This is a genomic window from Vreelandella sp. DA03-1M, assembly GCF_055725665.1.
This window is the reverse complement of sequence record NZ_CM146798.1, coordinates 1,930,510-1,953,958: the sequence shown is the minus strand read 5'-3', so window position 1 is coordinate 1,953,958 and position 23,449 is coordinate 1,930,510. Positions and strand designations below refer to the sequence as shown.

The window sequence follows — 23,449 nt, the reverse complement described above, 5'->3', positions numbered from 1 at the left end:
TGACGCCTCCTTGTTAGCATCATTAACAGGCTGGCCGGTCTTGTTTAACCCGTATTACGCAGACCCGCAGCGATGCCCGCCATTGTCACCATTAACGCACGTGACAAATCAGCACTGATCGCCCCGTCCGCATCGCGGTTACGCTGCAGCAACTCGGCCTGAAGGCCATGCAACGGATCGATGTACGGATTGCGTACATCAATGGCCTGCCGAATCAGCGGTGTGTTCTCCAGCAGCTTCTCCTGCTGGAGAATATCGAGCACCGCATCTTCGAGCCGTGCAAAACGCTCACGCAGTTTTTTACCCAACGCTTTAAGCGATGGTTCATCGACCAGGCGGTGCTCGTAGTAGGCGGCAATGGCCACGTCGGCTTTGGCCAACAGCATCTCCAGCATGTCGAGATAAGTGCCGAAGAAGGGCCACTCAGTGCGCATTTCTTGCAGCACCTCGCGTCCGCCGGGCTGCTCTAAGCGGGTCGAGAAGGCTTCACCACTGCCCAGCCACGCTGGCAGCATCAGACGAATCTGCGTCCAGGCGAAAATCCATGGAATCGCGCGCAGGGTCTCTACGCCGCCATCCTGGCGGCGCTTGGTAGGACGTGAGCCTAGCGGCAACCTTCCTAAAGCGCCCTCCGGCGTGACTGCCCGGAAATAAGGGACAAAATCGGGGTCTTCCCGCACCACGCCGACATAAGCACCATGCGCGACCTTGGCGAGCTGATCCATCTCTTCACGCCAATGCGGTTCCGGCGCGCGAGGCGGCAACAGTGTGGCTTCCAGCACCGCGCAGGCATAAATCTCCATGGAGCGTAGGGCAATATCAGGCTGGCCGAATTTGAAGCGAATCATCTCGCCCTGTTCGGTCACCCGCAGGCTGCCGTTCACCGAGCCGGGAGGCTGGGAGAGAATCGCCGCATGGGCCGGGCCGCCGCCACGGCCTACGGTGCCACCGCGGCCGTGGAACAGGGTTAGATCGACGCCGTGCCGGTTACACACATTGACCAGCGACTCCTGGGCGCGGTACTGCGCCCAAGCGGCGGCCAACTGACCGGCATCTTTGGCTGAATCTGAGTAGCCGATCATCACTTCCTGGCGATCATCAATCAGCGAACGATAGCTCGGTATCGCCAGCAGTTGGTCCACCACATCGCCTGCGTGATCCAGGTCGTTGAGGGTTTCAAACAGCGGTGCGATAGGCAGCGTGACCTGCCCTCCTACCTCTTTCATCAGCAGTGCCACGGTGAGCACGTCCGACGGTTCAGCGGCCATGGAAATAATGTAGGTTCCCAGCGCTTCGGAGTGTTCCTGGGCAATCACCTTAAAGGTATCCAGCACTTCCCGGGTCTCGGCAGAACACTCCCAGCGGCGCGGAATCAGCGGGCGACGGGAAGCCAACTCGGCCAGCAGGAACTCTTGACGCTGGGCTTCATCCCATTCGCGGTAGTGGCCAAGGCCAAGCGTACTGGTCAGCTCTTCAATCACCTGTGCGTGGCGGCTGGCCTCCTGGCGCAGATCGAGCTTGGTCAGCGTAACGCCGAATACGGCGACCCGGCGCAAGGTATCCAGCAGCGCGCCGTTAGCGATGGTGTCGAGACCAACATCGCAAAGTGAGCGGTAGCAGCCGAGCAGCGGGGAATAGAGCTGATCACGGGTTTCAATAATCGGCCCGCCGTCATAGTTACGCCCCTCAAGCTCGGCCTTGGCCCAATCCCGGGTTGACTCCATTCTTGTCAGCAGGCGCTTTAGCACTTCGCGATACGGTTCGGCCACATCGCCCGCCTCGGCTTTAAGCGCGCTGTTGGCCTTCCACATGGAGAGCTCAGTCTTTAACTGATCCAGGTCGCGCAGGTAAAGATCGGCGGCCATCCAGCGGCCCAGTAGCAATACCTCGCGGGTGACCCGGGCGGTCACGTTGGGATTACCGTCGCGATCCCCACCCATCCAGGAGGCGTAGCGAATCGGCGCGGCATCCAGGGGTAAGCGCTCACCGGCGGTATCCAGCAGCAGGTTATCCAAATCGCGGTGGAAGTCCGGCACTGCCTGCCAGAGTGAGTTTTCAATAACGGCAAAGCCCCACTTGGCCTCATCAACCGGCGTGGGGCGTTCGTGGCGAATCTCATCGGTGTGCCATGCCTGGCTGATCAGTTCTTCCAGACGCCCCTGGGCGCGAGTGCCGCGTTCAGGGTAATCTTCGGAGCTTTCAATGGCAGTCAGGCACTCATCAATGGCGTCATATTTTTGGATCAGCGTACGCCGGATAACTTCGGTGGGGTGAGCGGTGAGTACCAGTTCAACGCGCATATTGGCGAGGGTTTCGACCAGCTTGCGTGGCGAGTTACCCGCCTGCTGAGCGCGCTCCAGCAACTCCCCTAGCACCGGCTGGGAACCTGGCTTGTAATCCTCTACGCGGCGAAAGCGCGCCCGGTAATGCTGTTCGGCAATATTAGCGAGGTTCAAGAACTGGTTAAACGCCCGGGTTACCGGCAATAGATCTTTCTCAGGCAGATCTCGCAGGTACTCGATCAATTCGCGCTGCTGCAGAGAATCGCCCTGCCGCCCGCGCTTGGCGTGAGCACGAATGGTTTCAATCTTATCGACAAATGCTTGGCCCAAATCGTCGGCAATGGTTCGCCCCAGGCTATCGCCCAAAATACGCACATTATCGCGCAGAGATTCGTGTAGGTCGTGACTCATTGGCATGGCCTCCTTGCAGGGGTCGCATCAATAATAATTCAGGAATGGGTAGGTTGTTTTTCTTGTGCTTTAGCTGCCTGCCAGTGGGTTTCCATCTCGTCTAACGAGGCCTCCGCCAGCGGTCGCCGGGCAGCGTTAAGCTCGCCTTCAACGTAGCGAAAGCGGCGTTCAAATTTGGCATTAGTCCCTCGCAGGCACTGTTCAGGGTCAGCGTTCAATGTGCGGGCAAGATTGGTGACTGCAAACAGCAGATCGCCAACTTCTTCCTGGGCGTGCTGTTGATCACCGGCGGCGAGCGCCTCCTCAACTTCGGCCAGCTCTTCGCGAATTTTCGCTACCACGCCCTTGGCGTCTGGCCAGTCAAACCCTACCCGCGCGGCGCGCTTGGAGAGCTTGGCGGCCCGGCTGAGCGCTGGCAGTGTGCGTGGTACATCGTCCAGCACTGAGGGCGTGGCATCAGCCCTTTCGGCGCGTGCCCTTGTGTCACGTTCTGCAGCTTTGAGTGATTCCCAGCGGCTGTTGACCTGCTGAGTTTGCACCTCTGCGGCGCTCACTCCTGGCGGGCGCCGGGAAGCCAGGGTGCCCTCCGGAAATACGTGGGGGTGTCGACGCAACATCTTGGCGGTCAGGGTATCGACGATATCAGCAAAGTCGAAGCGCTGCTCCTCCGCCCCAAACTGGGCGTAGTAAACCACTTGAAAAAGCAGATCGCCTAGCTCACCGGGTAGCTCGTCAAAAGCGCGTCGCTCAATGGCGTCGGCGACCTCGTAGGCCTCTTCCAGCGTATGGGGCACAATGCTGTCCCAGTCCTGCTGTAAGTCCCATGGGCAGCCCTGCTCGGCGTCACGCAGCACTTGCATCAGGGTCAGCAGGTCGTCCATACCATGGCGCATCATTCCCCTCCCTTACGCGTTTGCTTTTCCGGGTCTGCATTGCGCAAACGGCGCACTTCGGTAACGTTTGGCAACTGCTGGATACGGGAGAACAGACGCCCCAGGGATTCCAGGCCGTCGACTTCCAAGGTAATGCGCAGACGGGCAATGCCCTCGTCGGTATCGGTTAATGTGTTCACGGCGAGTACGTTGACTTTTTCATTGCCGAGCAGCCCTGTCACATCGCGCAGTAGCCCAGAGCGATCCCAGGCTTGAATCTCAATGGTCACCGGATAGCGGGTCTGGGCGCGTTCGCCCCACTCTACCTCGATAATGCGCTGGGGTTCGTCCAGGCGCAATTGCAGAATATTGCTACAATCCTGGCGATGCACAGTGACGCCACGCCCCTGGGTGATAAAGCCGATGATCGGTTCGCCAGGCACTGGCCGACAGCAGTTCGCCATGCTGGTTTTCAGGTTGCCGACGCCGAGCACGGTGATATCACTTTTGGTGGCTTTGCTGGATTGCCGCTGAGGCTTGGCAAGCAGGCGATTAAGCTGCTCCTGGTCGTCGGTCTCGCCGAACAGCTGTTGGGCCTGATGCAACACTTGGCCAATACGCAGATCACCGGCGCCAATGGCGGCGTACATATCGTCAGCGTTGAGGTAGTTGACTGCCTTGGCTAGCTTGGGTAGATCAAGCCCCTCGACATCCAGGCGGCGCATCTCACGATCAAATAGCGCCCGCCCCTCATCCAGGTTTTGACCCCGTGCCTGGTGCTTGAACCACGCCTGGATTTTGGCCCGAGCCCGGGAGGTACGCACATAGCCCAAACTGGGATTTAACCAGTCGCGGCTAGGCCCGCCTTTGGTGGCCGTCAGTATCTCGATCTGCTGACCGGTTTTGAGTTTATAAGTGAGCGGCACAATGCGCCCATTGATCTTAGCACCTCGGCAGCGGTGGCCAATTTCGGTATGCACTCGATAGGCAAAATCGATAGGCGTGGCAATCCGCGGCAGATCAATCACGTGACCGTCAGGAGTGAAGACGTATATGCGGTCAGGGGCCACGTCGCTGGAGAGTCCTTCGCGCAGATCGCCAAAGCCGCCCACTTCGTCCTGCCACTCCAGTACCTGACGCAGCCAGGCAATTTTCTCTTCGTAGCTACGGCTTTTGGCGTTGGTATCGTGGCCTTTGTAACGCCAGTGGGCACATACGCCCAGCTCCGCTTCGTCGTGCATGGCGAAGGTGCGAATCTGGATTTCGAGCACCTTGTTCTCCGGCCCCATGACGGCGGTATGCAGCGACTGATAGCCGTTCTTTTTGGGGTTGGCGATATAGTCGTCAAACTCGTTGGGCACGTGGTGCCAACGCGAGTGAATAATCCCCAGTACGGTGTAGCAGTCCGCCACTTCCGGCACCAGAATGCGCACCGCACGCACGTCATGAACTTGCGAAAAATCGATCCGTTTGCGCTTCATTTTGCGCCAGATCGAGTAGATATGCTTGGCCCGCCCATCCACGTCGTAGCGGTGAATATGTTGGGCTTCCATCAAGCCTTTGATGGTTTCGACCACATCGTGAATATAGCGATCGCGGTCAAGACGCTTCTCCGCCAACAGCTTGGCAATCGCCTTGTACTCATCTTCATGCAAGTAACGAAACGAGAGGTCTTCCAGCTCCCACTTAAGCTGACCGATGCCCAGGCGGTGGGCCAGCGGCGCGTAAATATCGGCGACTTCCCGAGCCACCTGTAAACTTTTTTCCCGGGGAGCGTCTTTTACCTGGCGTAGTGCGCAGGTGCGCTCAGCAATTTTTATCAGCGCCACGCGCACATCGCCGACCATATTAACCAGCATCTTGCGCAGGTTTTCCTGCTGATTGTGTTGGCCCATGCCGTGGTCAGGCGCCAGTGGGTAGCTGATAGCGGCCATTTGCAGCACGCCATCGATCAGGCTAGCAACTTCTTCTCCAAAGCGTTTTGTCACCGCTTCAAGGCTCAGTAGACCTTCCCGCACCGCACGGTAGAGAACGGCGGCTTCCAGCGTAGCCTGATCCAGCTTCAAATCGCCAAGGATATCGGCCATTTCCAGGCCCATGCGGAAGCTGGACCCCGGCGAAAGCCATACACGATGCGTGCGAGGAGCTTCTAGCTCTAACGTTTCAGCAAGCTCACAGGCCTCGACTAAACGCTCGGGATCACGTAGGCGCACATCTTCTTGCAGGCGCGTTAACCATTGTTGTATATCCACCTTTCCGCTAGCGGTTAGCGGCTGGTCTTCACGCACTTTTACCATGACTATCACTCATCCATTCTGGGGGACGATCTCCACACGGCTGTCACCGTGGCTTGACGCATTTAGCTGCATCAGCTTCACACAGCATCAGTTTCAAACAACATTAGTGTTTCCATATGCGCAGTGTGAAGGAACATATCTGCCACTGCTACTTGCTTAACCCGGTAACCCGCATGCACAAGATGTGCCGCATCCCGGGCAAGCGTTGCGGGGTCACAAGAAATATAGACCACTCTGGGCACCGGGTGGCGCGCCAGCGCCTGACAAATTGCTTCCCCACCGCTACGCGGCGGATCAAGTACAAGTGCATCACTATCGCGATGAGCAGATAGCAGCTCTTTAACGCTGGCGGGGTCGTTCAAATCGGCCTGTTGGCCGCTGACCATAAGCTGGTTACGCCTGGCATTTATCGCAATCCGCGCCACCATGGCAGGATTGCCTTCCACCGCGTGCACTTCAGCACCCGCCGCAGCGATGGGCAGGCTGAAATTCCCGATACCTGCAAACAGGTCGAGCAGTTTTTGCCCTGACTTGGGCACCAACCATTGCATCACTTGGGCAACCATTTGCTGATTAACCTGGGCGTTGACCTGTAAAAAATCGCCTGGGGCAAAACTCAGTTTTAGCGATGGCTGGTCGTTGAGTATTAGCGACTCCTCCAGCACCGGGGGCGCGCCATGCCAGTGCAGCGTGGGTGTTTCACGACCCAACCAGGTGCCTAAGGCCACCTGATGTTGCTGGGCAAAGGCTTGCCAGCGCTCGGCATCCTGAAGGTGCTCTTTGAGTTGACGAACCAGTACTACTTGGGTGGTCGCCGTTGCCAGCAATTCTATGTGACCCACATGGCGCGGCGCATCTAAGCGTTGGAGCAACTCGCGTAGTGGTGTTAACAACTGCTGCAAAGAGTCAACCAATACCGGACAGCGCTCGATGTCGACTAAGCGATGGCTATGGGCAGCACGAAAGCCGAGGCGCGTATTGCCCTGGCTATCGACTTTAACGCCCAACCTTGCGCGACGACGATAACCTTGATCGTCGCCATGAATCGAGCTGATCTCGCCTAGCGTAATGCCTTGACGTGCAAATAGATCACGTACCACTTCGCGCTTATGCTCACGCTGGCCATCAACGTTTAAATGCTGCAGATCACAACCACCACAGTGACCAAAATGCGGGCAAGGCGGCGTCACGCGTTGAACGGAGGTGGTTAGCAGTGACTTGATATGCGCTTCATCAAAACGCTTGCGCGTTAAATGAATAGCCACTTCGACCTGTTCACCAGGCAGCGCCTGATCGACGAAAACCGTTTTACCATTGGCTGAGTGGGCAACACCCCGGCCATCGTGGGCTAAGCGCTCAATCACCAAGGGCGACGTATCACCATCGGTAGCCGTATGACGCGTTTTGCCGCCTGGCGTGCCAGCAAGCCCAGAATGACCTGACGCGGGCCTAGACGGCCGCCTTTTTCCCAACATGGCCATGGTTATACTCCTGGGGCAAATAGGCCAGTAGAGAGATAGCGGTCACCGCGGTCACAGACAATAAACACAATGACCGCATTTTCTGTTTGCTCGGCAATGCGCAGCGCGCCTGCCAAACTACCACCCGATGAAACCCCAGCCAGAATGCCCTCTTCGCGGGCTAGACGACGCATATGCTCTTCGGCTTCTTGTTGGCCGATATCAAGTGTGACATCCACCCGGGGCGCTTCAAAGATGGCGGGGAGGTACTCTTTTGGCCAGCGGCGAATACCAGGAATGCTGGCGCCATCGGCGGGCTGCAAACCGACAATTTGGATAGCCGGGTTTTGCTCTTTTAAATAGCGTGACACGCCCATGATAGTGCCCGTGGTGCCCATTGAGCTTACAAAATGAGTCACTTCGCCACCGGTTTGTTGCCATACTTCAGGGCCGGTGGTGCGATAGTGCGCCAACGGGTTGTCTGGGTTGGCGAACTGATTGAGCGGTTTTCCCTCGCCACTGGCGATCATGTCATCCGCTATATCCCGAGCTTCCTCCATGCCGCCGGCTTTACTGGCAGAAATGAGTTTGGCCCCATAGGCTGCCATCGCCTGCTTACGCTCTTCCGAGGCGTTTTCCGGCATTACCAGTACCATTTTGTAGCCTTTGATCGCCGCCGCCATGGCCAGTGCAATGCCGGTATTACCTGACGTTGCCTCAATCAGCGTATCACCGGGGGTAATATCACCACGGGCTTCCGCCTCACTGATCATGGAGAGTGCGGGACGATCCTTGACCGAACCCGCCGGGTTATTGCCTTCAAGCTTAGCCAGCAGCGTATTGTTGCGACCGGCGCTAATGCGCGTCAGGCGCACTAATGGCGTGTTGCCAACCACATCCTCTAACGTGGGATAGCCCTTAAGATCGTTCATGAAAATTCCTTATCGTAACCGTTATGCTGCATTATATCGGTGCTGTCTTGACCTGGACAGGCAACCTCATTGAATCAGCGAGCTTCTTTTCATGTCATTGAACACCCGTCTTCTGTTTGCCCTACTCGGTTTCCCGCTCCTGGTGTACGCCATAATGGCCGTACTGCTGGTCATACAGAGTGGTACGGAAGCTCGGGCGGCACAGCAAGAACGCTTGGAAAATGCTGGCGAGCTGTTGTCACCCAGTGTTGCTGACGCAGTCGCACAGGGTGATTCTCAACGTCTTGAGGCCCTGGCCCGCCAACTTCTCACCATGAGAGGATTACGGGCGGTAGCGCTCTTTGATGCGCAAGGCGATCGTCTTTTATTACTGGGCAACGCTGCACGACCCACTCTGGAAGCGCCCGCTAACAGCCAACTGCTCATGGAAGAAGAGGCTTGGCGACTGCGCTTACCGTTAGAGGTTACCCAGCCTAATACAAGTCCAGCCAGTGCGGTCAGTGATAACGCAGGCTGGCTGGTTATCGAGATGGACACCCGAGCGCTCACCCTGGGGCGTTATAAATTGATCGCTAGTCTTAGCTTAGGCGGCATGTTGCTGGGCCTGCTGATGTTTTTAATCGCCTTCGCCATCAGTCGCTATGCCACCCGCCCTATCGAAGAAGCTAACCAAGCGCTTTATCGCCTATCCCGCGGTGACTATCGGCTACATCTGATGCCTTCTAATGCGGCGGAACTTAACCACCTGACTAGCCACATTAATACCCTCGCTGAACACTTTCAGCAGGCCCAGCGGGATATGCAAACGCAAATTGAGCAGGCCACCAGCGAACTGCAAGAATCCATGGAAACCATTGAGGAGCAGAATATAAAGCTCGATTTGGCACACCGCAGCGCTTTGCGGGCGAATGCGGTGAAATCCGAATTCTTAGCCAACATGAGCCATGAGATTCGCACCCCACTCAATGGCATTATTGGGTTTTGTCGGCTGCTAGGCCGTTCATCGCTGGATACGCGCCAGCAGGAATGGTTGCAGCACGTCCATCGCGCTTGCGACAACCTGCTTATGTTGGTTAACGACGTGCTCGACTTTTCCAAGCTTGAGGCCAATCGCCTTACTCTTGAAGAAACGGATATCGATATCGTCGCGCTGGTTGATGAAGTGATTGGGCTTCACGCGCCTGAAGCCCAGCGCAAGCAGTTACACTTAGTGGCGATGGTGTATGACGATGTCCCTACACCGCTGAGCGGTGATCCGTTGCGTATTCATCAAGTGTTAAATAACTTGATTGGTAATGCGCTCAAGTTCACTCATGAAGGTGACGTAATTGTGCGTGTCATGCTGGATAACCAGGAAGGCCAGCATGTCGTGCTTAACCTCAGCGTTAGTGACACTGGGATTGGTCTTAGCGATGCCCATCAAAAGGCCTTATTTAGCGCCTTTTCCCAAGCTGAACCCAGTCATTCACGCCAGTTTGGCGGCAGTGGCCTGGGGCTTACTATCTGCCGCCAGCTTATTGAGCGCATGGGCGGCGAGATTGAGCTGGAGAGTGTACTGGGCCAAGGCACCACTTTCTCCTTTACACTGCCCCTACTGGCTCACAAAGCAATCGAACGGCCGGCGGAGATTAGCCTAGCCAACCCCACTATTTGCCTCTATGAAACCCATGCGCCTACCCGACATGTGTTGGAGCATTTGCTGCAACGCTGGGAAGCGCAACCGATTGCGTTTGATGCCTCTGAACCGGCACAACTGCTTATATTGGGGTTGGAACACAGTGATTATACGCCCGAACGCCACCGCTACTGGCAAAAAGTCATTGATCAAACGCCTTGCCCTGTATTGATTTTAGCCAACGGCAACAGTCTTGACCTGCCCCCTTTGCGATTACCCCAGGGCGGTGAAACGCTTTACAAACCCTTTTCACGCGCTCAATTGGTGGCATCGCTTAAGCAATTACTGCTACCGGTGCTTGTTTCCTATGACAAGCCTGAGCCGTTAGCGGCTCTGCCAGCGTCGACTCAACCGGTCAAGTTGCTGATTGTGGATGACAATGCGCCGAACCGTGAGTTGCTCAAAAATATGCTTGAAGATCCCGCCCTGCATATCACGGCATTAGAAAGTGGCCACCAAGCACTAGAGTTTGCGCGAACCAGCAATGTGGACATGGTGCTGATGGATATCCGCATGCCTGGCATGGATGGTGTACAAACCACCCAAGCGTTGCGCAGGCTTAGCAGCACTTGGGCTCGCTGCCCCATTATAGCGGTCACCGCTCATGTCCTCAGCAGTGAACGCCAAAAGTGGCTCGCCGAAGGCCTTGATGACGTCCTGATAAAACCCATTGATGAGGCACAGTTACATCAACTGCTTCATCGCTTTTTGGGGGTTACTCATCGGCTAGCCGACAGTAATGCAACGCCTCCTTCAACGAGCAGTAGCAAAACCGCTATTAAGTCATTTAGCCACATGACGCCCGCCAAACTACTCGTTGTGGATCTTGAGATAGGCGCACGCCTAGCAGGCGGTAAAGAGTACCTCGCACGGGAGCAGCTAAAACGTTTGATCGACAGCTTGGACGAAAGTGAACAGCACATGCGTAGCGCTTTTGCGCAACAAAATTTGCCGATGCTGCTCGATTGGGTCCACGGATTGAATGGCGCCAGCCGTTACTGCGGCGCACCGGAGCTGGCATTGCTGGTAGAGACGCTGGAAACACGGCTGCGGACCAGCGGCTTAGACCATGTAGAAGAGCTACTGGAGGACTTATATCAGGCAATGGCACGACTAAGAGCACACCGCCCGTTTTTACTCAGGCCCTAAGCCAATAAATAATGCCTAAAGACCAAAAACCAAAGGCAAAAGCTTCGCCCGGTCTTGGCTGGCTATGAGCGTTCCAACACCACAAAAGCAACCGCGTACTCGGCTTCGTCACTCAAGGTGATATGACTCGCCGTGACGCCTGCCGCCTGGAGTAGCCGCTCTGCTTTACCGTCAAGCACGAAGTAAGGCTTACCCAAGGCATCATTAAGCACCTGGATATCACACCACTGCATTCCGTGGCGCAGGCCAAGCCCTAGCGCTTTAACAAACGCCTCCTTGGCAGCAAAACGTTTGGCGAGGAAAGCGGCAGGCTGGGATTTCTGCAGCCAAAGCGTATGCTCTTCAGGCCCTAAAATTCGCTGCGCAAAGCGCGGGCCGTGCCGCTGCACGGCCCGCGTAAAGCGCTCTATACGCGCTATATCGGAGCCAATACCCACAATCATCGCCTAAAAAACCTCTTAATATGGACTCCTGAATAGCCAATCTCTGGAGAGTCAATCTCTGATCAATGCCCGCAGCAACCGTGATGCACATGATCTTCTGTATGTTCATGTTCATGGTCGTGCTCATGATCGTGGGCATCGAGAGCTGCCATTAATCCCGCCTCTTGGCCTGCGATAGTCAAGCGTTTCATTTCTTGTACGGCCTCTTTCAGTCCAACAAACAGCGCACGGGCAATAATGGCGTGACCAATATTAAGCTCGTTGACGCCTGGCAATGCCGCAATGGCTTCAACGTTATGGTAGTGCAAGCCGTGACCAGCATTGACCACCAACCCTAGTGAGACAGCATGCGTGGCGGCAGCTGTTAAGCGGTGATACTCCACGTTCGCCGCATCGCTGCCTGGCCGAGCTTCTGCATAAGCGCCCGTGTGCAGCTCGATGGTAGGAGCCCCGGCGCGCTGGGCAGCGTCAATTTGCGCTACGTCAGGGTCGATAAACAAAGAGACGTCGCAGCCCGCTGCGCTCAGCCGCTGGCAGGCACTGGCAATGGATTCAAAGCCGCCGACCACATCCAGGCCACCTTCAGTAGTCAGTTCTTCACGCTTTTCAGGCACCAAACAAACGTGGGCTGGGCGCACTTCTTCAGCCAGCGCCAGCATCTCTTCGGTAACCGCCATTTCCAGATTCATGCGGGTATTCAGCACTTCAGCCAGAATGCGTATATCCCGAGGCTGGATATGACGACGGTCCTCACGCAAATGCACCGTAATACCATCAGCCCCCGCCTCTTCAGCCACTAGCGCGGCTTGAACAGGGTCAGGGTAGCGGGTACCTCGAGCCTGGCGAAGTGTCGCAATGTGGTCAATATTGACGCCTAACAGTATCCGAGGGGGGTGCATAGTGCCTCCAGCGCAGCGATAAGAAAGAGATTGTGAACAAGCAATTCAACCATTAGGGACGATGGCGGCGGCGCGCTAAATCGAGCATTAATTCCCGCGAGCGTAAGACGGTGGAGCCCAGGTGCGGTGCCAGAGCAGCACGCATCACCGCCTTCAAAGCGTTAGCGAGCCCTTCATGCTGCCAATCACCCTGTTCAATATAGCGCAGCGTGCGGCCATCTAAACCGCGTTCGGCCGGGGAAAAAGCGCGCGTCGCTGTATCAAAACGATAGCGCAGTTGGGGGTCCAAAACGCTACCCTCCGGTGTTGTAAACTGCGGCGTTGCTTCAAGCGCTTCCAATAGCGCCCACTCGTAACGGCGCAACGCTAACGCCCTCTCAGCGGGCGCTGGCAACGCTTCCAGTAGCGCCGTATAAAAGGCGAACACATCAGGGGCTGGTAACTCTAGCGGCAATAGTCGAGTGGCAATCTCATTAGCGTAAAGCCCACATAGCAAGCCTTCACCGGCTAATAATGCCGTTTGGCCGCGTGATTCCATCAGCGTCAGCCGCTTTAAATCACGGCTGCCCTGCCACGTCACGAATAGCGGTGTAAAAGGCTGCAAACGTTGTCGCGATTTTGATCCGGGCCGTTGCCCACCATGGGCTACAGCACGCACTCTGCCGTGGTCAAGGGTTAGTAGATCTACCAGCGCACTGGTTTCACGGTAAGGCCGACGATGAAGTAAAAAAGCCGGCTCAGGCGCCATCGCTACACTCAATCGAGGTCGTAACCCAGGCTTTTCAAGGCGCGCTCGTCATCCGACCAGCCACGCTTCACTTTCACCCAGAGATTCAGCATGACTTTGGTGCCCAGCGCGCGCTCCATATCAAGGCGTGCTTCACGACCAATACTCTTGAGTCGATCGCCGTTTTCGCCAATCAAAATAACTTTTTGACCCTGCCGCTCAACAAGGATGAGTGCGCTGATATGTGTCACACGTTCGGTTTCGCGGAACTCTTCAATCTCAACGGTCATCTGGTAAGGCAGCTCGTCGCCCAACTGGCGCATGACTTTTTCACGTACCAGCTCAGCGGCCATGAAGCGCAGACTTTTATCGGTAATCTGGTCTTCAGGGAAGAAGTGAACGCTTTCAGGGAGATGCTTGGCCACCTCCTCTTCCAAGGTATCCACCTGGGTGCCATGTTTAGCTGAAATTGGCACGATGGCAGCGAAGTCGCGTCGAGCACCCACCTCAGCCAACCACGGTAAAAGATCGCCTTTCTCGCCGAGACGGTCGACTTTATTGACCGCCAAAATAACCGGCGCTTTGACATGTTCCAGGCGCTTCAATACCGCTTGGTCTTCTTCGGTCCAGCGAGTGCGGTCGATAATAAACACCACACAATCTACGTCACGCAGTGCCTGGGTAGCCGCCTGGTTCATAAAGCGGTTGATCGCCTTATTACGGTCCTTGGACATGATGTGCATGCCCGGCGTATCGACGTAGATGAACTGGGTCTCATTCTCCGTTTTAATACCCATTACCTGGTGGCGTGTGGTTTGCGGGCGCCGGGAGGTAATCGATATTTTCTGCCCCAAAATACGGTTCATGAGGGTCGATTTGCCCACGTTGGGTCGGCCGACGATGGCAACGAATCCGCAGGTTTGGCTCATGATTTGTCTCCAGGACTTTTTTCAAGGTACGACAGCGCTTCTTCAGCCGCTTGCTGTTCAGCATGACGGCGGCTAGGGCCTTTACCAGTGGTATGCTCATCCAACAGGTCTATGTAACACTCCACGGTAAAGGTCTGGGCATGTGCTTCCCCCTTTACGCAGACAACTTCATACCGCGGCAAAGCGGCTTGTCGTGACTGCAAAAACTCCTGCAGGCGTGTTTTGGGATCTTTTTGGGTATCTTGTAACGAGATATTTTCAAGCCGTTCAGCGTACCAGTCCAACACACGGTCGCGGACAACATCCATACCGGCATCTAAATAGATCGAACCGATAATGGCTTCGACGGCATCCGCCAAAATCGATTCACGACGATGGCCGCCGCTTTTCATCTCGCCAGAGCCGAGCCGCAGGCATTCGCCAAACTCCATTTCCCGGGCAAGCTCAGCCAATGTTTGGCCTTTCACTAATCTCGCACGCAGACGCGAAAGCTGACCTTCACGAGCCTGGGGAAAACGCTGAAACAGCGCCTCGGCGATGACAAAATTGACAATGGAGTCACCCAGGAACTCCAGGCGCTCATTGTTACGACCACCGAAGCTGCGGTGGGTCAAGGCCAATTCCAATAGCGTATCGTCGCCAAAGGTATGGCCGATTCGTCGGCAAAAAGCGTTCAAGGAATTACTCACAGCTCTCCTACGTCATTGACGTTAACTAAAGTGACATAACTGACTAACCACAATCTAAGTAGGTGCTTCATTCAATACGACGCACGCTGGTAAAACTCGGCAACCCACCATCCCAATGCATCCACACTGCAAATGCACGACCAACAATATTCTCTTCCGGCACAAAGCCCCAATAGCGGCTGTCGTTGGAGTGGTCACGGTTATCACCCATCATGAAATAGTGCCCTTCAGGCACTTCTACTTCACGCATTTGTGGGCCAGGGTCGCGGGGGTTGTTATAGATAAAGTGCTCAGCATCGCCAAGGCGTTCTGCTAATAATAGCTGCTGGGGAGAGCCGCTGGGGCCCTCTTCAATCAACTCTTTCGCTACTGGCTCACCGTTGACATACAGCTGTTTGCCTTCATAGCGAATACGATCGCCTGGCATACCGACAACCCGTTTGATGAAATTCACAGAAGGCTCATCGGGGAAGCGAAACACCATCACATCGCCACGTTCAGGGTCATCTATTTCGATGAAACGCGTGTTTACCACGGGTAAACGTAAACCGTACGCAAATTTATTCACCAATATGAAGTCGCCTACCTCCAGCGTTGGCCGCATTGAGCCCGAAGGGATCTGAAAGGGTTCAATGATGAAGCTACGCACTACCAGCACCACTAATAGCACCGGAAAGAACGAACGCGCGTAGTCAACGGGCCAAGGTTCTTTGAGCAGCTTTTCGCTGGTTACTGGGTCAAGCCCCTCGTGGGTATTGGCCTCCGCTGCAGCAAATCGCTGACGGCGTTTGGGCTTGAGCAACAGCACATCCAAAAGATAAATAACGCCCGAAAGCGCAACGGCAAGTACCAGCAGTAATGAAAAATCCATGAGTGGCGTTCGTTCCTAGTCGTTAACCTTGAGCACAGCAAGGAAGGCATCCTGAGGAATTTCCACACGCCCCACTTGTTTCATGCGTTTCTTACCCGCTTTCTGTTTCTCGAGCAGTTTCTTCTTACGGCTGACATCGCCGCCATAACACTTGGCCGTGACATTCTTACGTAATGCCTTCACCGTTGAGCGCGCCACCACTTGGCCACCGATAGCCGCCTGGATTGCCACGTCGAACATCTGCCGGGGAATCAGCTCTTTCATTTTCTCCACCAGCAAACGGCCACGAGTGTGGGCATGGTCACGGTGGATAATGACGGCTAACGCATCGACTTTATCGCCGTTAATCAGCACGTCTAGACGCACTAACTTGGCTTCTTCAAAACGCTCAAAGTTGTACTCCAGCGACGCATATCCCTTAGAGATGGACTTCAAACGATCAAAGAAGTCCATGACCACTTCTGACATGGGTAGCTCATAGGCCAGTTGAATCTGGTTGCCTAAGAACTGCATATCCCGCTGTGTACCCCGGCGCTGTTCACACTCGGTAATCACGTTGCCTACATACTCCTGGGGAACCAGGATGCTGGCGCGGACAACCGGCTCGCGCATTTCATCTACGTCGGCCATGTCAGGCAGTTTGGAGGGGTTGGAGACGTAGTTAACGTCGCCGTTTTTCATCGCTAGTTCATAAACAACCGTTGGCGCCGTGGTGAGTAGGTCAATATTATACTCACGCTCCAGGCGCTCCTGCACAATTTCCATGTGTAGCGTGCCAAGAAAGCCCACACGGAAACCGAAGCCAAGGGCATCGGAGTTCTCTGGCACATATTCAAGCGAAGCATCATTAAGCGCCAGTTTTTCTAGCGCATCGCGGAAGTCTTCGTAATCATCCGCGCTGACCGGGAACATACCGGCATAAACCTGTGGCTTCACTTTTTGGAAACCAGGTAAGCGCGCGACGTCAGGGGTTTTCGTATGGGTAATCGTATCGCCCACCGGTGCCCCGTGAATCTCCTTAATGCCAGCGACAATAAAACCAACTTCACCGGCACGCAGGATATTAGTCTGTTTACGCTGGGGGGTAAAAATACCCACTTCTGTCGTGCCCCAGTCGCGGCCCGTCGATTTAATACGGATCTTATCGCCTTTGCGCAGCGTCCCATCAAATAGACGCACCAGTGAGACTACGCCGAGATAGTTATCAAACCAGGAGTCGATAATGAGCGCTTGCAGGGGTGCATCGGGATCGCCTTTGGGTGGCGGAATATCACGCACCAAGCGTTCAAGCAGGGCGTCGATTCCAATACCGCTTTTAGCCGACACTCGGCAGGCATCGGTAGCATCAAGCCCGATGATCTCCTCGATTTCCTGAGAAACCTTGTCACAATCCGCCTGTGGCAAATCAATTTTGTTAAGCACCGGCAGAACTTCTAGGCCTTGTTCAATCGCGGTATAGCAGTTGGCCACCGACTGGGCTTCCACGCCTTGCGCTGCATCTACCACCAGCAGTGCACCTTCACAGGCGTAGAGCGAACGCGACACTTCGTAAGAGAAATCAACGTGCCCCGGCGTATCGATAAAGTTGAGCTGGTAAACCTGGCCATCGGCAGCCGTATAATCCAGCGTCACCGACTGTGCCTTGATGGTAATACCACGCTCGCGCTCAATGTCCATGGAATCGAGCACTTGCTCTTTAAGCTCACGTTCCGTTAACCCTTCACAGGTCTGAATCAAACGATCAGAGAGCGTCGACTTACCATGATCAATATGTGCGATGATAGAGAAATTTCGTATATGCTTGATTTTACTATCGTTTTCTTGGGTCATTTGCCAATTTAATCCGGGTATGTAGGCAATCGAGTACGATTAAAAAAAGTACCTTGAAATGCGCAGTCGAAATTTGGTGTCATTGTACCGTTAGCGGGGTTCCGGTGCTATGTTCATCAAAAAATGCCAAAAATAACCGCTACCTAAACACCTTGCTAATGTTCTACACGTACTCCTTATCAACCCTTGTGTAGGCATAAAGGCAAGCCAGCTTTACCTATTTCATAGTGTTTGCTTGTTCCTATACTAGGTTTTTTATTGGTTGAGCTTTAAAAAGGAGTGCCATGGAAACCGAAATCTCCATCCTGGATATGCTAGCCCGCCTGCTTGTTGCCTCTGGCCTGGCCCTGTGTCTTGGCTTGGAACGGGAGCTTCGTGGCAAACCCGCGGGGCTTCGTTCTCATATGCTGGTGTCACTTGGCTCGTCTGCGTTTATCATTGTTGGCATGAGCGTGCTGTTTGCCACGGGTGAAGGGGATCACGCGGCAAGCATTGATCCTAATCGTGTTGTTGAGGGCGTGATTGGTGGCATAGGTTTTTTGGGTGCTGGCAGTATCATCCGCAGTGGCGCCCACATTGAAGGGATTACCACTGGCGCCTCGATTTGGCTGGCTGGTGCTGTCGGCGTTGCCGCGGGCATCAATAATTTCCCATTAGCCGTTATGGTCACCATTTTGGGATTAATCATCATGGTGTTGTTAGGCCGTTTCGAGCACGAAATGATAGAGAACCTTGTTGATAAAAAAGGTAATAATAAAGAACGTAGAAAAAGGAACGAGGAGTGATCACAAGAGGCAAGGGGCAATAAAGTGATCGGGGAAAAATAGAGGTCAACGGAAATACAGTCTGGCAAGCTTAATTATCGAGAGAGGCAGGTTAGCAGCCATAGTCCGGCGAGAACCGCCGGACTAGGAGTAACAACAGACGGATTATTCTAGGCGAAGCGCTACAAACAGCGAACGACCCTCGCGGAACAGGCGCAACGGAATGGCACGATCAGTGGGCAACTCTTCGACAATGCTCACTAACTCCTCTGAAGAGGAGACGCTGCGATGATCGATACTTACCAGTACATCCCCAGGCCGAATCCCCGCTTTAGCTGCCACGCTATCTGACTCAACTTGGCGAACTACCACGCCACCTGAGATATTCAGCTGCTCACGCATAGCATCATCAATTTCAGCCACCATTACGCCAAGACGTGTTTGGTTGTTGCTAGTGGCTTGAGCAGTTTGCTGCTCGGCGTCCGGCCAACTGCCCAGCTCTACTGATTCGGTCAGCTGTTCACCATCACGCATCAAGGTAAGCTCTACCTCGGTACCGGGCGCACCTTTGCCAATTAGACGCGGCAGTGAGCTTGAGCGCTCAACCTCTTCACCATTGACTTCAAGAATGACATCACCAGCCTGGAGGCCACCCTGCGCGGCGGGGCCTTCGGGATCAAGGTCAGCAATCAGCGCACCAATCGCACTCTCCATGCCAAACGACTCAGCCAAATCTTCGGAGACCGGCTGGATCATGACACCTAACCAGCCGCGATTAACTCGGCCATCTTCACGAAGTTGCTCGGCCACATCCATGGCTACGTTGATGGGGATCGCGAAGGAGACACCCATGAAACCGCCGCTACGAGTAAAGATTTGTGAGTTGATGCCGACCACTTCGCCCTCAAGATTAAACAGCGGACCACCGGAGTTACCGGGGTTGATCGCCACATCCGTTTGAATAAAGGGAACATACGCATCACGCGGCAAGGTACGATTGATTGCACTGACGATACCCGCCGTGACGGAGTGATCAAAACCGAAAGGCGAGCCAATCGCAGCTACCCATTCACCGACTTTGAGTTCGTCAGAATCGCCCAGCGTCAGTGTTGGTAGGTCATTGGCCTCTATTTTAAGGAGTGCCACATCGGTTTGTGGGTCACTGCCAATCACTTGGGCACTCAACTCACGTCGATCATTGAGCCGCACGAGAATCTCATCAGCGTCTTGAACAACGTGTGCGTTAGTCATCACGTAGCCATCTTCACTAATAACGAATCCAGAACCTAAGGATTGACGCTCCTCACTACGTCCTTGTCCATTGCTAGGCGGCGCGGGGAACCTATCGCCAAAGTTATCACCAAAGAAATGGCGGAAAATTTCCGGGATTTCCTGACCGCCGAACCCTTCAAAACCCGGGACGCTGCTACGCTGAACCGTTCTACTGGTAGAAATATTGACCACCCCAGGGGCGGCATCCTCTACCAGCTCTGTAAAATCAGGCAAACCCTGAGCGCTGGCCGTTTGGCCAAAGGTTAGCAACGCCACCACGCATACCCAGAGGGTGGAGGGGAGAATCAAGCGCTTCATGCAAGAGCTCCTACTTAAGGTGATAGTAATCGAAGGCAGATCAATAACTCACAGCAACGTTCATAGAAACAGTTAATAGAAACAGTTTATAAAAAAGTGCCGGAGAACTAAATTAACCTTCTAATTGACCAAGCGAGGACGAAAGCGTTCCCCTCGTCCACGCATTAGGTAGTTAATACTTAACGCACCGCCTACCAAGGCGATAAAAAAGATCAGTGGCGGCAGCCAAATTGAAGCACTAACACGCGAGACTAAACCGGATAGCAACAGCGCTAACAGTAAAGGCAGCCCATAAACAAAAAAAGCGAGCAACGTGACGGACGCACTTGGCAAGCTTATGGTGACCAAATTCCCTAACGGATAGCGCTGCTCAATATCTCGGGCTGACTCAGGAATTGCTATAGCAATGTGCTGGTTGCGCCGACGTGCTAACAACCCCAAACCGCAACCTCTTCCCTGTGCACACTGCTCACAGCTCCCTCGGGCAGACATTTCTACAATAAGGTGCTGGGGCTTAAAACCTACAACGGTGCCAGTGCGCAATAGGGAGGAGCATGCAGTAGGGGCCATCATTTCATTTCTCGACAGGCGTAAAACGAAAACACTAAGGCTTGTCCTCATCTTGGCTATCACTACTAGCTTGAGATTGAAGCGAGTCAAAATTGATGGAACGGACGATCCGTTGAAGTGTTACTACAGGCAGCTCACCAATAGCCACCATTTGCCAACGGCCTTCAGCGCTCATTGTATGCTCAATGGCGACAGCAGAAACACCCAGTTGCTGGACGCCTTCTTTTAAAGCGGTAGTAGCATCAGAGGAAAGAGGTTCCACAAAGATACTTACCGTCGCTAAACCGTCGCTATAGACTCGTTGACGCCGATCATTGCCGGTAAAATTAATCGGTTGTGTAACAAACCCTTCGGGCAACCAGGTAACTTGCCAGGGAGTACCCAGCACGACCTTAGAATCATCTACCCTAACGATCCCAGTATACTTTTGAGGGGATTGAAGCTGAGTGATTTGAAAAGTTTCAATGATTCGACCCTGCTGATCAATGAGCACATGCTTTAGCAATAGGCCGGTGTCTTGATCTAGCCACCACTCATGGGAAAAACGCCATTGATCGCGAGGCTCAAACATTAGTTTAACCGCTTCACGACCAGCAACACGCGCGTTATCTTCAAGCTCGACGGAATAGAACTGCTCGAGGTGGGCGGCCCACCGCGCTGGCGAAGGCAGCTCACCAGTGCTGTCCTCTTCTGTCCAGGCTAATCGCCCGACTGGCGAGCGTCGCTCGATACTGACAGAAGGACCATCTAAATACTGAACTACCTGCTGTCGGATACCGTCTTGAATTCGGTGTGAAAGCGCAAGAGTGCGCACCCCGATTGGATCAATAGCGACGGCCCTTGCTTGGAAGGCATAACAGTGGCTGGCCCACAAACCACGCTCAAGCCACTGTGTTGCGCTGCTAGGCGCCTGCAGCGAAGCCACTGCACATTCATAACCAGCGTGGCTTTCTGATTGTTTATTTATGCTATCTGCATAGACATCAAAAGAGAGCATACAAGCCACAGCTGCCAGCCCCCATGCTCGCTTAGTCCGCAGGGCAACCATCATATTGCGCACTTCCATCTCGCGCACTCCCCGCTCACCTAATAGGCGCTATGAAAAAGCCCGTCATTGAGGCTTAACGCTGCCCTAGTGGTTCAGTTACTGCAGAAGAACGCATCAGCGGCATCCAGCTGTCACCACTACCGTAAGCAGCACTTTGGGTGTGCTGTTTTAAGTAAGATTGCAGTAAGCCAATCTGATCAACATCAATGTTTGTGCCTTGTGAAGCGGTTACTCCCTGAGGAGTCTGCGCTGAGAAGCCAGCTTCACTAATATTCATCAAGCCACTTTGACCTGACTGACCGCTAAGCCTAAACGGCGTAGGTTCAAACATCGGCATATCTGCACGCCCAGCAACTGCCGACTGAGACGCCAAACTAACGGGTTGCACTTGAGTACCCCCATTGGTATTGGAAGCAGTCGTTGCAATGTCGCCACCTTGACCAACCGGCGAATCATTGCCAAAGAACTGCACACCAGTAATGACCATCAAGGAGACAGCAGCAGCAACGCCAGCACCACGGGCAAACGAAATCCCGCCAGCGCGATGGGCCACTTGGTCTGAGCCTTGCGTTATAGGAGCAGGCTCGTCACGCAATCGAGCCATGATGCCAGCAGAAAGATCAACGCTTACATCGACACCCTGCTCACGCTGCATCATGCTGCGCGCAAGATGGTAGCGGCGCCAAGTATCGGCGGCGTCATCATCGTTAGGCAGCGCCTTCAACACTCGGCGAAGCTCTAGCTCATCACTTTCGCCATCCATCAACACCGAAAGTGATTCCCGTGTGTTTTGACTCATACTTCACACCCTCACACTGTTTAAAAGAAGTACTGGCATGGCGGTCACTCTTAACAGGTGCCATCACGCCGACGACTTCCAAGGCCAAGGCTCCGTTGCACACTACTTAGGATATCCACCTAACTAGGTTACAACGCTAAGCTCATGACGCTTTGCAAATTGATACAGCCATTGTGCTCATCAAGATAGTCATGCTTTATGACGCTAAACGTGCCAGACAGTTCACAAAAAAAGTAAAACCTGCATTTTTTGTGATGGCGACTCAAAGCGATCACTTAGCCCTGCCACTAGTGACCGTTATCCATCGCGACTGTTCCTGGCCGTCGATACTAACGGACGAATATGCTCGTCCACCGCTTCCCGAGCGCGAAAAATTCGTGAACGAACGGTACCCACCGGACACTGCATTACCTGAGCGATATCTTCGTAAGCAAGACCATCAAGCTCTCGCAAGGTAATCGCTGTGCGCAGATCATCAGGTAAGTTGGCAATAGCTTGGTAAACCGCTGCTTCAAGCTGATCTCTGGCAATGGCCGCTTCCGGCGATTCCGAATCGGCCAACCGCCCACTTTGATCGATAATTTCAGCATCAACAATATCTAGATCGCTACCTGGGGGACGCCTGCCTCGCGAAACCAAATAATTTTTGGCAGTATTGATAGCAATACGGTACATCCAGGTATAAAACGCGCTTTCGGCGCGAAACTTGCCCAAGGCGCGATACGCCTTGATAAATGCCTCCTGAGCGACATCCTGAACTTCAGAGTGATCATGAACGTAACGACCGATCAGGCCGATAATTTTGTGCTGGTACTTTTTTACCAGCAAATCGAAAGCGCGCGTATCGCCTTTTTGGGCACGTTCCACAAGCTGTTGGTCTGTTTCCCGAGTGCCCATTCACACGCTCCTCCAGCTCGTACGGCGTGCGCCGAGCCCCATTCCTATTAGCCCTGACAAGTGGGCGTTCACAGCAAGCAGCATAGCGTCCCTTGGGCATTGATTAATAATAGAGTGAATAAAAGAGCGAATACATCGCCCGTATATGTTGTTGCATTTTATAACGGTACCGAATTTTAAAGACAGGGCCCAGTTAAAACAGAGCCTCAGTGTTGCGCGTTCCGTGCAGGGCATCAAGCACTTAGCTCCTTTCACAAAACCCTGTGGCTGACACTTTTAATGCTGCTATAGTTCCACAACAATTGATTTTTACCT

At 54.2% G+C, this 23,449-nt stretch carries 19 protein-coding genes; 2 read left to right on the top strand and 17 right to left on the bottom strand.

Annotation, left to right across the window (positions count from 1 at the left end; translation table 11 throughout):
• Positions 1 to 44 precede the first annotated feature (44 nt).
• The 5 genes from ppc to cysM form a co-directional block, all read right to left on the bottom strand.
• On the bottom strand, positions 45 to 2,693 hold the full coding sequence (gene ppc / locus ACXUPB_RS09005; protein WP_472956327.1) for a phosphoenolpyruvate carboxylase: 2,649 nt from the start codon (positions 2,691 to 2,693) through the stop codon (positions 45 to 47).
• 38 nt (positions 2,694 to 2,731) lie between these two features.
• Entirely contained in the window at positions 2,732 to 3,586 is an 855-nt protein-coding gene (gene mazG, locus ACXUPB_RS09000) for a nucleoside triphosphate pyrophosphohydrolase (protein ID WP_472956715.1), read from the bottom strand.
• The gene (gene relA, locus ACXUPB_RS08995; RefSeq protein WP_472956325.1) at positions 3,586 to 5,862 is read right to left on the bottom strand and encodes a GTP diphosphokinase; all 2,277 of its coding nucleotides are present in this window, start codon (positions 5,860 to 5,862) and stop codon (positions 3,586 to 3,588) included. The genes mazG and relA overlap by 1 nt, the downstream gene beginning before the upstream one ends.
• A 77-nt stretch (positions 5,863 to 5,939) precedes the next feature.
• A complete protein-coding gene (gene rlmD / locus ACXUPB_RS08990) occupies positions 5,940 to 7,343 on the bottom strand; it encodes a 23S rRNA (uracil(1939)-C(5))-methyltransferase RlmD (protein ID WP_472956323.1) in 1,404 nt (467 codons plus the stop codon).
• Positions 7,344 to 7,345: 2 nt separating this feature from the next.
• Positions 7,346 to 8,254 carry a cysteine synthase CysM gene (cysM, locus tag ACXUPB_RS08985; protein WP_179914865.1) on the bottom strand — a complete coding sequence of 303 codons (909 nt, stop codon included), beginning with the start codon at positions 8,252 to 8,254 and terminating at the stop codon, positions 7,346 to 7,348.
• A 91-nt stretch (positions 8,255 to 8,345) separates the two neighbouring features.
• On the opposite strand from cysM, the gene ACXUPB_RS08980 reads away from it, so the two are divergent.
• Positions 8,346 to 11,078: an ATP-binding protein gene (locus ACXUPB_RS08980; protein WP_472956322.1), complete on the top strand. Its 2,733-nt coding sequence runs from the start codon at positions 8,346 to 8,348 to the stop codon at positions 11,076 to 11,078.
• Positions 11,079 to 11,140: 62 nt separating this feature from the next.
• Here ACXUPB_RS08980 and acpS read toward each other — a convergent pair whose 3' ends face one another.
• The 7 genes from acpS to lepA all read right to left on the bottom strand — a co-directional run bounded on the left by acpS (position 11,141) and on the right by lepA (position 17,466).
• Positions 11,141 to 11,521 carry a holo-ACP synthase gene (acpS, locus tag ACXUPB_RS08975; RefSeq protein ID WP_008956759.1) on the bottom strand — a complete coding sequence of 127 codons (381 nt, stop codon included), beginning with the start codon at positions 11,519 to 11,521 and terminating at the stop codon, positions 11,141 to 11,143.
• 62 nt (positions 11,522 to 11,583) lie between these two features.
• Entirely contained in the window at positions 11,584 to 12,420 is an 837-nt protein-coding gene (gene pdxJ, locus ACXUPB_RS08970; RefSeq protein ID WP_472956319.1) for a pyridoxine 5'-phosphate synthase, read from the bottom strand.
• Positions 12,421 to 12,472: 52 nt separating this feature from the next.
• On the bottom strand, positions 12,473 to 13,168 hold the full coding sequence (gene recO, locus ACXUPB_RS08965) for a DNA repair protein RecO (RefSeq protein WP_472956318.1): 696 nt from the start codon (positions 13,166 to 13,168) through the stop codon (positions 12,473 to 12,475).
• Between the two features lie 8 nt (positions 13,169 to 13,176).
• Positions 13,177 to 14,076 (bottom strand): GTPase Era, encoded by a 900-nt coding sequence (gene era / locus ACXUPB_RS08960; RefSeq protein ID WP_176303156.1) that lies wholly within the window; start codon positions 14,074 to 14,076, stop codon positions 13,177 to 13,179.
• Positions 14,073 to 14,765: a ribonuclease III gene (rnc, locus tag ACXUPB_RS08955; protein WP_472956316.1), complete on the bottom strand. Its 693-nt coding sequence runs from the start codon at positions 14,763 to 14,765 to the stop codon at positions 14,073 to 14,075. Before rnc ends, era begins: the two co-directional genes overlap by 4 nt.
• Positions 14,766 to 14,832: 67 nt before the next feature.
• Positions 14,833 to 15,636: a signal peptidase I gene (gene lepB / locus ACXUPB_RS08950; RefSeq protein ID WP_101146161.1), complete on the bottom strand. Its 804-nt coding sequence runs from the start codon at positions 15,634 to 15,636 to the stop codon at positions 14,833 to 14,835.
• Between the two features lie 15 nt (positions 15,637 to 15,651).
• Complete coding sequence (gene lepA / locus ACXUPB_RS08945; RefSeq protein WP_101146162.1) at positions 15,652 to 17,466, bottom strand: translation elongation factor 4; 1,815 nt, start codon at positions 17,464 to 17,466, stop codon at positions 15,652 to 15,654.
• Between the two features lie 284 nt (positions 17,467 to 17,750).
• Between lepA and ACXUPB_RS08940 the strand changes: the two genes are divergently transcribed.
• Positions 17,751 to 18,251, top strand: a complete 501-nt coding sequence (locus ACXUPB_RS08940; protein ID WP_472956313.1) for an MgtC/SapB family protein — start codon at positions 17,751 to 17,753, stop codon at positions 18,249 to 18,251.
• 144 nt (positions 18,252 to 18,395) lie between these two features.
• Here the strand turns inward: ACXUPB_RS08940 and ACXUPB_RS08935 are convergent, their stop codons facing one another.
• The 5 genes from ACXUPB_RS08935 to rpoE form a co-directional block, all read right to left on the bottom strand.
• On the bottom strand, positions 18,396 to 19,820 hold the full coding sequence (locus tag ACXUPB_RS08935) for a DegQ family serine endoprotease (RefSeq protein WP_472956312.1): 1,425 nt from the start codon (positions 19,818 to 19,820) through the stop codon (positions 18,396 to 18,398).
• A gap of 120 nt (positions 19,821 to 19,940) precedes the next feature.
• Positions 19,941 to 20,393, bottom strand: coding sequence for a SoxR reducing system RseC family protein (locus ACXUPB_RS08930; RefSeq protein ID WP_472956309.1), 453 nt, complete (start codon positions 20,391 to 20,393; stop codon positions 19,941 to 19,943).
• 31 nt (positions 20,394 to 20,424) lie between these two features.
• The gene (locus tag ACXUPB_RS08925; RefSeq protein ID WP_472956307.1) at positions 20,425 to 21,456 is read right to left on the bottom strand and encodes a MucB/RseB C-terminal domain-containing protein; all 1,032 of its coding nucleotides are present in this window, start codon (positions 21,454 to 21,456) and stop codon (positions 20,425 to 20,427) included.
• 55 nt (positions 21,457 to 21,511) lie between these two features.
• Positions 21,512 to 22,237 carry a sigma-E factor negative regulatory protein gene (locus ACXUPB_RS08920; protein WP_179914861.1) on the bottom strand — a complete coding sequence of 242 codons (726 nt, stop codon included), beginning with the start codon at positions 22,235 to 22,237 and terminating at the stop codon, positions 21,512 to 21,514.
• Positions 22,238 to 22,534: 297 nt separating this feature from the next.
• A complete protein-coding gene (gene rpoE / locus ACXUPB_RS08915) occupies positions 22,535 to 23,134 on the bottom strand; it encodes an RNA polymerase sigma factor RpoE (RefSeq protein WP_472956305.1) in 600 nt (199 codons plus the stop codon).
• Positions 23,135 to 23,449: the final 315 nt, after the last annotated feature.

What these genes read in the sequence shown, in the direction of transcription:
- lepA (WP_101146162.1), bottom strand. Translation starts at nt 17,466, where the DNA reads ATGACCCAAGAAAACGATAGTAAAATCAAGCATATACGAAATTTCTCT.
- recO (WP_472956318.1), bottom strand. Translation starts at nt 13,168, where the DNA reads ATGGCGCCTGAGCCGGCTTTTTTACTTCATCGTCGGCCTTACCGTGAA.
- pdxJ (WP_472956319.1), bottom strand. Translation starts at nt 12,420, where the DNA reads ATGCACCCCCCTCGGATACTGTTAGGCGTCAATATTGACCACATTGCG.
- ACXUPB_RS08930 (WP_472956309.1), bottom strand. Translation starts at nt 20,393, where the DNA reads ATGATGGCCCCTACTGCATGCTCCTCCCTATTGCGCACTGGCACCGTT.
- acpS (WP_008956759.1), bottom strand. Translation starts at nt 11,521, where the DNA reads ATGATTGTGGGTATTGGCTCCGATATAGCGCGTATAGAGCGCTTTACG.
- rlmD (WP_472956323.1), bottom strand. Translation starts at nt 7,343, where the DNA reads ATGGCCATGTTGGGAAAAAGGCGGCCGTCTAGGCCCGCGTCAGGTCAT.
- ACXUPB_RS08980 (WP_472956322.1), top strand. Translation starts at nt 8,346, where the DNA reads ATGTCATTGAACACCCGTCTTCTGTTTGCCCTACTCGGTTTCCCGCTC.
- mazG (WP_472956715.1), bottom strand. Translation starts at nt 3,586, where the DNA reads ATGCGCCATGGTATGGACGACCTGCTGACCCTGATGCAAGTGCTGCGT.
- cysM (WP_179914865.1), bottom strand. Translation starts at nt 8,254, where the DNA reads ATGAACGATCTTAAGGGCTATCCCACGTTAGAGGATGTGGTTGGCAAC.
- ppc (WP_472956327.1), bottom strand. Translation starts at nt 2,693, where the DNA reads ATGAGTCACGACCTACACGAATCTCTGCGCGATAATGTGCGTATTTTG.
- era (WP_176303156.1), bottom strand. Translation starts at nt 14,076, where the DNA reads ATGAGCCAAACCTGCGGATTCGTTGCCATCGTCGGCCGACCCAACGTG.
- lepB (WP_101146161.1), bottom strand. Translation starts at nt 15,636, where the DNA reads ATGGATTTTTCATTACTGCTGGTACTTGCCGTTGCGCTTTCGGGCGTT.
- ACXUPB_RS08935 (WP_472956312.1), bottom strand. Translation starts at nt 19,820, where the DNA reads ATGAAGCGCTTGATTCTCCCCTCCACCCTCTGGGTATGCGTGGTGGCG.
- relA (WP_472956325.1), bottom strand. Translation starts at nt 5,862, where the DNA reads ATGGTAAAAGTGCGTGAAGACCAGCCGCTAACCGCTAGCGGAAAGGTG.
- ACXUPB_RS08925 (WP_472956307.1), bottom strand. Translation starts at nt 21,456, where the DNA reads ATGGAAGTGCGCAATATGATGGTTGCCCTGCGGACTAAGCGAGCATGG.
- ACXUPB_RS08920 (WP_179914861.1), bottom strand. Translation starts at nt 22,237, where the DNA reads ATGAGTCAAAACACACGGGAATCACTTTCGGTGTTGATGGATGGCGAA.
- ACXUPB_RS08940 (WP_472956313.1), top strand. Translation starts at nt 17,751, where the DNA reads ATGGAAACCGAAATCTCCATCCTGGATATGCTAGCCCGCCTGCTTGTT.
- rpoE (WP_472956305.1), bottom strand. Translation starts at nt 23,134, where the DNA reads ATGGGCACTCGGGAAACAGACCAACAGCTTGTGGAACGTGCCCAAAAA.